The sequence below is a fragment of the Nocardioides sp. genome, from assembly GCF_050699375.1.
Taxonomy (GTDB): domain Bacteria; phylum Actinomycetota; class Actinomycetes; order Propionibacteriales; family Nocardioidaceae; genus Nocardioides.
The window spans coordinates 1-11943 of the sequence record NZ_JBOHDN010000142.1; the positions used below are offsets into that span (position 1 = coordinate 1).

An 11943-nucleotide genomic window follows, 5' to 3' on the forward strand; every position below is an offset into this window, starting at 1 on the left:
GGTGGGGATGCGACCGTGGTCAACGTGGTGATCTCCCTCGAGGAGCTCCGCAAAGAGCTCGGCACCGCGACGTTGGGGTTCGACGAGACCAACGGGCACACGATCTCGGCTGCTGAGGCCCGGAAGATGGCCTGCAACGCCACCATCATCCCCTGGGTCCTCGGTAGCGACGGTCAGGTCCTCGACGCCGGCCGCTCCAGCAGATTCTTCCAACCGATCCAACGCAAGGCGCTCCGGCTCCAGCAGAAGTGCTGCCAAGCCGAAGGCTGCGACATGCCACCGGAATGGTGCGACGCCCACCACCTCAACGCCTGGGCACTCGGCGGAAAGACAGACCTCAAAGACGGGGTCCTGTTGTGTCCCCATCACCACCGGTTGGCTCATGCTCCGGAGTTCACTCATGAGCGATTGCCCGACGGCACGATCAGGTTCACCCGACGTCCCTAGACCGACACTGGTCGAGAACAACCCTCACTTCTGCTCCCGCCCTGTGATGCCGGACGCCCGCACCTCGCCACGCACGGACCAACTCCACCACCCCGTCCATGTCGAAAACGCCCTGCAGCGGCGCGTAGACACGCCTGTCAACGGGCCCTTCTCTGCGGCGGAAGGCTGCGGTCACGATCCCCTCGGCAACATCGCTGTCCAGCACCTGCGTGGCCGGGTCACGATCGCCTAGAGAGCCGCCCTCACCCCGGCGTCCTCACCCCGGCGTCCTCACCCCGGCGTCCTCAGTCGGGCGCTCTCAGTCGGGCGCTCTCAGCCGGGCGTTCTCAGTCGGGCGTTCTCAGTCGGGCGTTCTCAGTCGGGCGCTCTCAGCCCGGCGCTCTCAGCCCGGCGCCCTCGCGCGCGGTGCCCGCAGCCCGTGCCCGCAACTCGGCGTCGCCTGGACTCCGGTGCCCGCAGCTCGGGCCTGGAACCCGGTGTCTGGAACCCGGTGTCTGGAATCCGGTGCATCGGGCTGGGGACTCGGGCTGGGGACTCGGGCTGGGGACTCGGGCTGGGAACTCGGGCTGGGGACTCGGGCCGGGGACTCGGGCCGGGATTCGGGCTGGGATTCGGGCTGGGGACTCGGGCCGGCGACTCAGTCCTGTGCCTGGGCGTCGGCCGCTGGACCTCGGCGCCTCACGGTCGTGCCTGGGCGTGCTCGGTCGAGGCGGTAGCGCGATGCGGCATCTTGGACCGGTGGTCAGCGGCGATTCCAGGGAGACCGACCTATCGGCGCCAGGAGCCTACGGTGGTCTCTACAGGGTCGACCACCGGTCGCGGACGCAGGAACAGGCACGGGCCGGAGCTTGTGAGAGTTTCACGAGGTCGGACCTTCTGTCGTAGTCGACCCCGACCCACCTTCCCCGGAGGCCGACAACAGCCATCATCCCAAGCCTGTGCACAACCAAGAACGCCGCGCCTAACCCCGCCGCCGACCCTGTCATCAGCGAGAACACCTCCAGGTTAGGCGCGGCGGCGAACAGCACCACGAGCTAGCAGCCGGCAGCGTCGCAGCACTGCCCCGTACGACATCTACGACTTCTCGCCAGGCCGGAGCCGGATACCAAAACCGAGGATCCGGAGGGGGTGAGAGAGGATGAGGACATGCGCGTCCACATCGGCTGTGACCATGCCGGTCTCGAACTCAAGTCCCACCTCATCTCGCGTCTGAACGAGCTCGGCTACGAGCCCGTCGACCACGGACCCTTCGTCTACGACGCTCTCGACGACTATCCGGTCTTCTGCATCCGGGCGGCCGAGGGGGTTGCCCGGGATCGGGACCAGGGGCTCGACAGCCTCGGGGTCGTGATCGGGGGGTCCGGCAACGGTGAGCAGATGGCGGCCAACAAGGTGACAAGCATCCGGTGCGCGCTCGCCTGGAGCGAGGAGACGGCCAAGCTCGCTCGGGACCACAACAATGCTCAGGTGGTCGCGGTCGGCGGACGGATGCACAGCCTGGAGGACATGACGAGGTTCGTCGAGATCTTCCTGGCGGAGCCGTTCAGCGAGGACGAGCGGCACGTACGCCGCATCGGCCAGCTTCACACCTACGACACCGACGGCGTGCGCCCGCCGTTGCCCGACTCGGCCAAGGGCCTGGGGCCCGCCGAGGACCAGGACTGATCCGGCGATGCCCGAGGGGCACACGCTCCATCGTCTCGCTCTCGACCTGACCGACGCCTTCGCCGGTGAGCAGGTCCGGGTCAGCAGCCCGCAGGGTCGGTTCGCCGACTCCGCCGCGCTCCTTGACGGGCAGGTCGTCACCGGCGCCGAGGCGTGGGGCAAGCAGCTGTTCGTGGAGTTTCCGGGGGAGCAGTTCGTCCACATCCATCTCGGTCTCTACGGCAAGCTCGACCTGAAGGCGTACGCCGCGGAGGTGCCGCTTGCGGTGGGCCAGGTCAGGCTGCGGCTGGTCTCAGCAGGCTCGACCGCCGGGAGCGGCACGTACGCCGACCTGAGGGGTGCGACCACCTGCAATCTGGTGACGATGGCCCAGCGCGACGCGGTGGTCGCGAAGCTCGGCCCCGACCCGCTGCGCGACGACGCCGATCCGGGCCGCGGCTGGGCGCGGGTGAGTCGGAGCCGCACGACGATCGGTGCGCTGCTGATGGACCAGTCGGTCCTGGCCGGTGTGGGCAACGTCTACCGGGCCGAGGTGCTCTTCCGGCACCGGCTCGACCCGATGCGTCCGGGCAACACGTTGCGCAGGCAGCACTGGGACGCCATCTGGGACGATCTGGTCGAGCTCATGAAGGACGGGGTCGAGAAGAACCGCATCGACACCGTCCGTGAGGAGCACACGCCCGAGGCGATGGGTCGTCCTCCGCGCAAGGACGATCATGGCGGCGAGGTCTACGTGTACCGCCGCAACGGCCAGCCGTGCCTGGTGTGCGGCACGAACGTACGCACCATCGAGCTGCAGCAGCGCAACCTGTTCTGGTGCCCGAGGTGCCAGCGTGCCTACCGTCCCCGAGCGACCGTAAAGAAGTAGCCGGGACTACGCTCCGGCCTGCAAGAACGACCACGCAGCTCCCACCTCGAGACCTAGAGTGAGGCCATGTCGAGCCATGCCTTCGCAGAGCGGATGCGGAGCAACGCGATTCGCCGCAGGTTGCGCGATCCCGAGTTGCGCACCGTGCTCTGGCTCGGGCTGGTCACGATCGTCCTGACGATCTTCGCGGCGGCACAGACGAGCTGGTTGCAGTGGGTGCCGGTTGCCGTCCTGACCGTGCCGTTGCTGCTCGGTGCGGTGCTGCTCGGGCCGCGTACGTTGAGCTGGTTCGTCGTCTTCGTGATGGTGATGATCGTGGTCGCCGCCAGCCGGCTCACGCTCTCCGACCGAGACTTCGCGGCAATCGCCGTGCACTTCGCGCTCGGCGCGATCGTGCTGTTCGTGGCGATGCGCCGCACCTACCTCGGGGTGGGCGGGCTGAGCGACGAGCTGATGCTGCTCGACCTGACCCACAAGCTCGACCAGGGCGCGATCCCGCCGATGCCGACGGGGTGGCTCGCCGACTCGGCCGTTCTTCCCGCCGGTGGCACCCGGTTCGCGGGTGACTTCGTGGTGGCCGCTCGGGCGGACACGCGGCTCGAGATCGTGGTCGTCGACGTCTCGGGGAAGGGGGAGCGCGTCGGCACCAGGGCACTCCAGCTTTCCGGAGCCTTCGGTGGTCTCCTCGGCGCCGTCCCTCCCGCCGAGTTCCTGCCCGCCGCCAACCGCTACCTGCTGCGCCAGGACTGGCAGGAGGGCTTTGCGACGGCGGTCTACCTCTCGATCGACCTCAGCACCGGGGCGTACGAGATCCGCACCGCCGGCCACCCGCCCGCGCTCGTGCGCCGCGCGTCCACCGGACGCTGGGAGGAGGCCGCGAGTGACGGCCCGGTGCTGGGGCTGATCGACGACGTCGACTTCGGCGCCTGCGATGGGGTGCTCGGCTTGGGGGACATGGTGATGCTCTACACCGACGGTGTCGTGGAGGCGCCGGGTGTCGACCTCGAGCACGGCATCGGCAACCTGGTCGCCACCGCCGACCACCTCGCGGTCACCGGCCGTGGTGGGGGAGCGCGTCGGCTGCTCGAAGGACTGAGCGCCAGCTCCGACGATCGCGCCCTCGTCGCGGTCGGGAGAAGATGAGCCCGCTGTCGCCCGCCTGAGCCGCTCGATCCGAGCCGTTCCAACTGGTCAGTAGGGGAGCCGGTTACAGGTGTGAGCCACATCTGTGGCAGGATTTCGCAGGTTGCACGAGGGCCTGGCTCTCGCATGCGCGGATGTAGCTCAATGGTAGAGCCTCAGTCTTCCAAACTGATTACGCGGGTTCGATTCCCGTCATCCGCTCCAAGAGGCCCCGCCCGCAGATTGGGGAGGGTCCCTTGACGGGGCGTAGCGTAGTGGCTAGCGCGCCTGCTTTGGGAGCAGGAGACCGCAGGTTCGAGTCCTGTCGCCCCGACATCTCCCTGAAATTTCAAAGCCCCTGCACGCGACATCATCTATGAACCAAACGACAGGAGACACCCTGTGAAGAGCGCCGTCGAGACGTTGAGCCCGACCCGGGCCAAGCTGACCGTCGAGGTGCCCTTCGAGGAGCTCAAGCCGAGCCTCGACGCGGCGTACAAGCAGATCGCCCAGCAGATCAACGTCCCCGGCTTCCGCCGCGGCAAGGTCCCGCCCCAGGTGGTCGACAAGCAGGTCGGCCGCGGCGCGGTGCTCTCCGAGGCGGTCAACAACGTCCTCCCGCAGCTGTACTTCGACGCCCTCCAGGAGAACTCGCTCGAGCCGCTGGCGCAGCCCGAGATCGAGGTCACCAAGCTCGAGGACAACGAGGCTCTGGAGTTCACCGCCGAGGTCGACGTCAAGCCCGAGATCACGCTGCCCGACTACGAGGGCATCGAGGCGAAGGTCGACGACATCGAGCTTCCCGACGCGGACGTCGAGGAGCAGATCCAGTCGATGCGCGAGCGCTTCGGCACCCTCAAGGACGTCGAGCGTCCCGCGGCCGACGGTGACTTCGTCGTCATCGACCTGAAGGCCACCAAGGACGGCGACGACGTCGAAGGCGCCGAGGCTGTCGGGATGAGCTACCAGGTCGGCAAGGGCGGCATGCTCGACGGTCTCGACGAGGCCATCGGCGGGCTCTCCGCCGGCGAGTCGAAGGACTTCAAGAGCACCCTCGTCGGTGGTGAGCTGATCGGCCAGGAGGTCGACGTCAACGTCACCGTCAACCAGGTGCAGGAGCAGGAGCTCCCCGAGTACGACGACGAGTTCGCCCAGCTCGCCAGCGAGTTCGACACGGTCAAGGAGCTCGAGGAGGACGTACGCACGCGCCTCGGCAACGGCAAGCGCCTCGAGCAGGCCGCTGCCGCCCGTGACGCCGTGCTCGAGTCGCTCCTCGAGAAGATCGAGATCCCGCTGCCGGAGAGCATCGTCGCCGACGAGCTCACCGCGCGCCGCGAGGGCATCGAGCAGCAGCTCGGCTACGCCGGCCTCACTTTCGAGAAGTACCTCGAGGACGAGGGCCAGACGATCGAGGAGTTCGAGGCTGACCTCGACCGCCGCGTTCGTGACGCCGTCGCCGCCCAGCTGATCCTCGACCAGATCGCCAAGGAGAAGGAGATCGGGGTCGAGCAGCAGGAGCTGACCGAGCACATGATGCGCCGCGCGCAGCAGTCCGGCCAGGACCCGCAGGAGTTCGTCAACCACATGCTCGAGCACAACCACGTGCCCGAGCTGGTCCAGGAGATCCTGCGCGGCAAGGCGCTCGCCCAGCTGGTCGAGGCCGCCACGGTCACCGACGAGTCCGGAAACACCGTCGAGCTGAAGAACCTCCGTCCCGACGGCACCATCGGCGAGGACGAGCCCGAGGTCGAGGCCACCGACGAGGTCTCCGATGAGGCTCCCGAGGAGACCGAGAAGGCTGACGCCTGATCATCAGACGTACGTCGCCCCTGCCCGAATAGGGCAGGGGCGCTGTCGTTTTGCCGGATCCCCGAGCCCAGCGCGTGGCGAGCTCGCGAGCCGCGAAGCGATCGCCGGACTACTGCGCGTCGTAGTTGTCCGCCGGGTCGCCCGAGACCTCCAGGCGCTTGGCGGCGCAGTCGGTCCGGGACAGCCCCTGCTCCACGCACCACTCCAGCGCGGGTGCGGAGGTTTCGCCGGGATATGGCACCACGACGGCGTACATCCCCGCCTTCACATACGAGCTCGGCCACTCGCCGGTGTCGAGGAGCAGCACGTCGGGATGGCTGTCCTTCAGCTTCTGGTAGCGGGCCAGCGCCTTGTTCCAGTCTGCGTCGCCGCCGTCGCCCGCGCCGACGGCGGCGAGCTGCGGGATCCAGGTGCCGATGAGCTTGGTCGCCGCCTCGGTGTCTGACCGCGAGATCCGGAGCAGCTGCGTCTCCGGCGGTGCGTCCCGATCCACCGGCGGCTCGCTCGTGGTCGGTGTGGGGCTCTCCGGGGGACCTGCCTCGGACTGGGCCGGCCCGATCCCGTCCTTGCCGAAGATGAACCCGAGCACACCGGCGATGAGCACCAGCACCGCGATCATCACCAGGATCGGCACGGTGCGGCCCTTGCCCGGTTCCGCAGAGTGTGGCTGGGCCTGAGGCGGGGGAGGACCGAAGAGGGCCCCCCGAACGCTGCGCGGCGCGGCCGACTCGTCGCTGACCTCGTCCACGAAGAGGGGACGCTCCTGCTGCGGGGGTGTGAGGAGCAGGGCGCCGCAACCGATGCAGTAGACGGCACCGGGCAGCACCGCGTCACCGCACGACGGGCACTGGGAATCCTTCTCGTCGTTCACTCGGCTTACCCCCTTCCCCATACGACGGTAACCCGTCAAGACCGTTATCGTCACGCAACACCAGTAACAACAGCCTCACAGACACCATAATCGCGAGTGAACGCAAACCTACGGAAGATGGTCGGCGCCGAAGTGATCTGAGACACCCGACATGCGCGAAGGTCGCACAGGTGTTCCTGTCTCGGGGCCGCAGGCCCTACCCTTCCAGCGTGACCTCTACCCCTGAGACCGTTCGCGCCGTGGTCCTCAACGTCGAGGACGCTCCTGTGGACCCGGGCGCCGCGGAGCACCTCGATCGCGGCCAGGGCAAGGTCGCCGGTCTGGTCGGGCTGGCGAAGATCGCCTGGCGCATCACCGCTTTCGCCCGTCGCCCGTTCACGGCGCCGCTGGCGTTGGCCGCGCCGATCATCAGGGGTGTGGCCAACGCCGACTCCAGGCCCGCCGTCGCGGTCCGCCACGAGGGACGCACGGTCAGCCCGCGCGAGTGGGTCGCAGCACAGCGACGGAGCGAGACGAACCCCCGCATCCTGGTCCTGATCCCGCCGGCCGGAAAAGACGAGGACATCTGGGACGAGGGCTCCCGGGCCACCGGCGCGACGTACGCGGACCGCCTCGCCGAGCTGCTCGGCTGGATGCCGCTGCACATGAACGTGTCGGCGGGCAGCAAGTCGGTGCCCGCCGCGGTGGCACTCAGCAGCCGGATCCAGGAGTGCGTCGACGCCCTCGCGGCGGAGCCGCGCATCGATGCTGCCGGATCGCCGCGAATCGTTCTGGTCGGCTACGCCGGTGGTGGTCTGGTCGCCCGCAACGCCCTCGGGGTGGCCACCTCCGGGGCACGGCCGTGGACGACGTACGTCTCCGAGCTCATCGCCCTGGGCACAACGCCCTACGCGGTGACCTCGGCCCCGATCTCGGGTGGTGTCGGCAAGCAGATCGACGAGCACCTGGCGGGGATCGCGGTCGTCGGGGCCGACGAGGCGATGCTGCCGCCGCGCCCGCACGTCGACTACCTGCTGGTCACCGACAAGGCGACCTCGCGTCCCCACCGGGTCGGTCGACTCTTCGGGGAGATGCTGTGGTGGCGGCACAAGACACCGCTGCGGTCGCGACGGGTCCGTGACCTGTTCCCGACGGCGGAGCGTTTCACGCTGTCGACGGCCGACACGCCGCTGTCGAACCACCCTGCGGTGCACGACGCTCTGCTGCGCTGGCTCGCCTGACCCGGGCTGAGTCGCGGCCCGCGGAATACGCCGTCGGCGAACAACGGCACACCAGCCGTGGAACAACTGGCTGTGGAGGCTAGTGTCGATCCTGTGAACATCGACTCCAGCGCGGCTGACGCTCACGCCGGTGCCCCAGGGCTCTCCCCGAGCCTGGGTGGCAACGGCGGTGGTCTGAGCCTTCTCGACGACAACATCTACACCCGACTGCTGCGGGAGCGCATCGTCTTCCTCGGCTCCGAGGTCCGCGACCAGAACGCGAACGCGATCTGCGCGCAGCTCCTGCTGCTCTCCGCGGAGGACCCGGAGGCCGACATCTTCCTCCACATCAACTCACCCGGTGGCTCGGTGGATGCCGGCATGGCCATCTACGACACGATGAACTACATCCCCAACGACGTCGCGACCGTCGGCATGGGTCTGGCCGCATCGATGGGGCAGTTCCTGCTCTGCGCCGGCGCGAAGGGCAAGCGCTACGCGCTCCCGCACGCGCGGATCATGATGCACCAGCCCTCCTCGGGCATGGGCGGCTCCGCCTCCGACATCAAGATCCAGGCGCAGCAGTCGCTGCACATCAAGAAGGTGCTGCTCGAGCTGATCAGCGAGCACACCGGCCAGAGCGTCGACCAGGTGACGGTCGACGCCGACCGCGACCGCTGGTTCACCGCTTCCGAGGCACTCGACTACGGCCTGGTCGACCAGGTCATCAGGAGTGCCCGGGAAGCCTCCGACGAGGGCCGACCCGCCCACAAGAAGGACTGAGGACATGAACTACTACATCCCGCAGTGGGAGGAGCGTACGTCGTACGGCGTCCGCCGGATCGACCCCTACGCCAAGCTCTTCGAGGACCGGATCATCTACCTGGGCACCCCGATCAGCGACGATGTCGCCAACGCGGTCATCGCCCAGCTGCTGTGCCTGCAGTCGATGAACCCCGACCAGGACATCTCGATCTACATCAACAGCCCCGGTGGCTCGTTCACGGCATGCACCGCCATCTACGACACGATGCAGTTCATCAAGCCGGACGTGCAGACCGTCTGCATCGGTCAGGCCGCCTCTGCCGCGGCGATCCTGCTCGGCGCGGGCGCGCACGGCAAGCGGATGGCGCTGCCCAACAGCCGCATCCTGATCCACCAGCCCTACACCGAGGGCACCTTCGGCCAGACCTCGGACATCGAGATCCAGGCCAACGAGATCCTGCGGATGCGTGAGCTGCTCGAGAAGATGATCGCCGACCACAGCGGAAAGTCGCTGGAGGAGGTCAGCCAGGACATCGAGCGAGACAAGATCCTCACCTCCGAGCAGGCGGTTGAGTACGGCCTGATCGACTCGGTGCTCGAGTCGCTCAAGACGCCCGCTCTCGTTTGACCATCGGGCCCCGCGCCGCTCCCACACTGAAGGCGCGGCGCGGGGTACCGTCACTAACTATTCGGATCCAGTAGTACAAGTCGGGGAAGGAAGGCCACTCGTGGCACGCATCGGCGACGGAGGTGACCTGCTGAAGTGCTCCTTCTGTGGGAAGAGCCAGAAGCAGGTCAAGAAGCTCATCGCGGGTCCCGGCGTCTACATCTGTGACGAGTGCATCGATCTCTGCAACGAGATCATCGAGGAGGAGCTCAACGAGGGCTCCGAGGTGGAGATCGCCGACCTCCCCAAGCCGAAGGAGATCTTCGACTTCCTCAACTCCTACGTCATCGGCCAGGAGCAGGCGAAGAAGTCGCTCGCGGTGGCGGTCTACAACCACTACAAGCGCGTCCAGGCCGGCCTGCAGCCCGGCGGTCCCCAGGGCCCCGGCAAGCACGCCAAGGAGGAGCAGGTCGAGGTCGCCAAGTCCAACATCTTGGTGATCGGTCCGACCGGCTGCGGCAAGACCTACCTGGCGCAGACGCTGGCCCGGATGCTCAACGTTCCCTTCGCCATCGCGGACGCCACGGCCCTGACCGAGGCCGGCTACGTCGGCGAGGATGTCGAGAACATCCTCCTCAAGCTGATCCAGGCCGCCGACTACGACGTCAAGAAGGCCGAGACCGGCATCATCTACATCGACGAGATCGACAAGGTGGCCCGCAAGGCGGAGAACCCCTCGATCACGCGCGACGTCTCCGGCGAGGGCGTGCAGCAGGCCCTGCTGAAGATCATCGAGGGCACCACCGCCTCGGTGCCGCCGCAGGGCGGCCGCAAGCACCCGCACCAGGAGTTCATCCAGATCGACACCACCAACATCCTCTTCGTGGTGGGCGGCGCCTTCGCCGGTCTGGAGCACATCGTCGAGCAGCGGGTCGGCAAGAAGACCCTCGGGTTCACCGCCGAGGTGCGTGGCAAGGCCGAGAAGGAGGCCGAGGACCTCCTCAAGCTGGTGCGTCCCGAGGACCTCACCAAGTTCGGGCTGATCCCTGAGTTCATCGGCCGGCTGCCGCTGATCGCGAGCGTCGAGAAGCTCGACCAGGCCGCCCTCGTCAAGATCCTGACCGAGCCGCGCAACGCGTTGGTGAAGCAGTATCAGAAGCTCTTCGACCTCGACGGCGTCGACCTCGAGTTCACCGAGGACGCGATCACCGCGATCGCCGACAAGGCTCTCGAGCGCGGCACGGGTGCCCGCGGCCTGCGGGCGATCATTGAGGAGGTCCTCCTCTTCGTGATGTACGACGTACCCTCCCGCGCCGACGTCGGCAAGGTGATCGTCAACGGCGCCGTCGTCCAGGACGGCGAGATGCCGACACTCGTTCCTCGCGAGAAGGAAACGAAGAAGAAGTCGGCCTAGTCCGTTTGGGTCATTTTCGCCGCTTGGCTGCGTGTCAGCCCGGTCGGTCGGACAGAATGCGCACTGATGATCATCCGTACATCTCCGTCTCGGTATCCCGGTAGGGTCGTGGCCACGTGAGGTTCCAGAGGGGACCGGCGCTGGCCTATGCCGCCGTTGTCCTCGTCGGACTGCTCGTGCTCGTCCAGACACTGAGCCCTGATGTGTCCTCGTTGCATCGGGTGCCGCGTACGCTCTCGGGCCAGGCCGAGTTCACGGTCGTTCCCCCGGCGCCGACACCTGACGTCTCCGGTGTGGACACGATCCCGGGCACGGGTGACGGTGCTGACGAGAAGACCGACGGGGACCGGGCGGTAAAGCCGGCCCAGCCGGACGAACAGGGTGAGCCGACGCCCGATGAGGAACCCGCAGCGCCGGCCCCGTCCGACACACCCGAGGCGCCACCGTCGGCCGACCCGACGACGCCGGCCGACCCGGGTGACGACCCGGGCGAGACCGCACCGCCGACGCTCCTACCGTCCGTGGGCCCGGTTCCGGGCATCATGGCGCCGATGATCTGGCCGTTCGTCTCCGCCGAGGACTCGAGGCCTCTCGACGAGTCGGTGCCCATGTTCCTGCGGCAGCTGATCGCCGCCGGCGCCGATGTCCCGGTCAAGGACCTTCCGGTGGTCGAGGACGAGACGATCTCCGCGGGTGAGGCGCCGCGGCCGCCGCAGCGGCGCTCGGACCAACGGCGCTCTGAGCCCGAGCGATCGCCCGAAGACAAGGCTTGCGAGCCTGGTGCAGAGGACACCGAGGAACCGGAGACCCTGCCTGCTCCCGACGATGCGGACCAGAAGTCGGATGAGACGTCCGAGCCGCGGGACGAGGACGACGCCACGCCCGACTGCGCGGAGGCGTGCGTCGAGCCGAAGTCACCGGTAGGGTCATCGCCCGCAGCCGAAGGCGAGGACTCCGCAGACGTGCCTTCCGAGGATGAGACCTCGGGTGCGCCGGTCGAGGGGGAGCCGCGCCAGGACAGCGAGGAAGAGAAGACCTGCGCCGAGGAGTCGGCGCACTAAGGATCACTCGGGGCGACCAGCACCACGCCAGAGTGACCGGCCGAGTGCATCCCCCCGGGGCGCTGGGCCGAGGTGAGGGACGAAGCAGGCCCCGGACCGCTCAGCGGTCCGGGGC

11 protein-coding genes and 2 tRNA genes are annotated in these 11943 nt (G+C 68.0%); 12 read left to right on the forward strand and 1 reads right to left on the reverse strand.

Translation table 11 applies throughout. The features are described from left to right. From ACRDPS_RS10470 to tig, 7 genes are all read left to right on the forward strand, one after another. A partial coding sequence (locus ACRDPS_RS10470) for an HNH endonuclease signature motif containing protein (RefSeq protein WP_431501573.1) occupies window positions 1-447 on the forward strand: 447 nt, incomplete at its 5' end. A gap of 1146 nt (window positions 448-1593) precedes the next feature. Next, on the forward strand, window positions 1594-2112 hold the full coding sequence (locus ACRDPS_RS10475) for a ribose-5-phosphate isomerase (RefSeq protein WP_431501574.1): 519 nt from the start codon (window positions 1594-1596) through the stop codon (window positions 2110-2112). 7 nt (window positions 2113-2119) lie between these two features. Further along, on the forward strand, window positions 2120-2980 hold the full coding sequence (locus tag ACRDPS_RS10480; RefSeq protein ID WP_431501575.1) for an Fpg/Nei family DNA glycosylase: 861 nt from the start codon (window positions 2120-2122) through the stop codon (window positions 2978-2980). Between the two features lie 66 nt (window positions 2981-3046). Next, entirely contained in the window at window positions 3047-4123 is a 1077-nt protein-coding gene (locus ACRDPS_RS10485) for a PP2C family protein-serine/threonine phosphatase (protein ID WP_431501576.1), read from the forward strand. Window positions 4124-4253: 130 nt separating this feature from the next. Beyond that, a tRNA-Gly gene (locus ACRDPS_RS10490) sits at window positions 4254-4327 on the forward strand. Between the two features lie 36 nt (window positions 4328-4363). Further along, a tRNA-Pro gene (locus tag ACRDPS_RS10495) sits at window positions 4364-4436 on the forward strand. 68 nt (window positions 4437-4504) lie between these two features. Further along, window positions 4505-5911, forward strand: a complete 1407-nt coding sequence (gene tig / locus ACRDPS_RS10500; protein ID WP_431501577.1) for a trigger factor — start codon at window positions 4505-4507, stop codon at window positions 5909-5911. Window positions 5912-6020: 109 nt separating this feature from the next. Here the strand turns inward: tig and ACRDPS_RS10505 are convergent, their stop codons facing one another. After that, window positions 6021-6782: a zinc ribbon domain-containing protein gene (locus ACRDPS_RS10505; RefSeq protein WP_431501578.1), complete on the reverse strand. Its 762-nt coding sequence runs from the start codon at window positions 6780-6782 to the stop codon at window positions 6021-6023. Between the two features lie 209 nt (window positions 6783-6991). Here ACRDPS_RS10505 and ACRDPS_RS10510 point away from each other — a divergent pair, with 209 nt between their 5' ends. From ACRDPS_RS10510 to ACRDPS_RS10530, 5 genes are all read left to right on the forward strand, one after another. Next, the gene (locus ACRDPS_RS10510; RefSeq protein WP_431501579.1) at window positions 6992-8002 is read left to right on the forward strand and encodes a hypothetical protein; all 1011 of its coding nucleotides are present in this window, start codon (window positions 6992-6994) and stop codon (window positions 8000-8002) included. Between the two features lie 153 nt (window positions 8003-8155). Continuing rightward, on the forward strand, window positions 8156-8764 hold the full coding sequence (locus tag ACRDPS_RS10515) for an ATP-dependent Clp protease proteolytic subunit (protein ID WP_431501583.1): 609 nt from the start codon (window positions 8156-8158) through the stop codon (window positions 8762-8764). Window positions 8765-8768: 4 nt separating this feature from the next. Next, entirely contained in the window at window positions 8769-9374 is a 606-nt protein-coding gene (locus ACRDPS_RS10520) for an ATP-dependent Clp protease proteolytic subunit (RefSeq protein WP_431501580.1), read from the forward strand. A 100-nt stretch (window positions 9375-9474) separates the two neighbouring features. Continuing rightward, complete coding sequence (clpX, locus tag ACRDPS_RS10525) at window positions 9475-10767, forward strand: ATP-dependent Clp protease ATP-binding subunit ClpX (protein WP_431501581.1); 1293 nt, start codon at window positions 9475-9477, stop codon at window positions 10765-10767. A gap of 116 nt (window positions 10768-10883) precedes the next feature. Then, window positions 10884-11828, forward strand: coding sequence for a hypothetical protein (locus tag ACRDPS_RS10530; RefSeq protein ID WP_431501582.1), 945 nt, complete (start codon window positions 10884-10886; stop codon window positions 11826-11828). Window positions 11829-11943: the final 115 nt, after the last annotated feature.

What these genes read in the sequence shown, in the direction of transcription:
- ACRDPS_RS10475 (WP_431501574.1), top strand. Translation starts at nt 1,594, where the DNA reads ATGCGCGTCCACATCGGCTGTGACCATGCCGGTCTCGAACTCAAGTCC.
- ACRDPS_RS10480 (WP_431501575.1), top strand. Translation starts at nt 2,120, where the DNA reads ATGCCCGAGGGGCACACGCTCCATCGTCTCGCTCTCGACCTGACCGAC.
- ACRDPS_RS10485 (WP_431501576.1), top strand. Translation starts at nt 3,047, where the DNA reads ATGTCGAGCCATGCCTTCGCAGAGCGGATGCGGAGCAACGCGATTCGC.
- ACRDPS_RS10520 (WP_431501580.1), top strand. Translation starts at nt 8,769, where the DNA reads ATGAACTACTACATCCCGCAGTGGGAGGAGCGTACGTCGTACGGCGTC.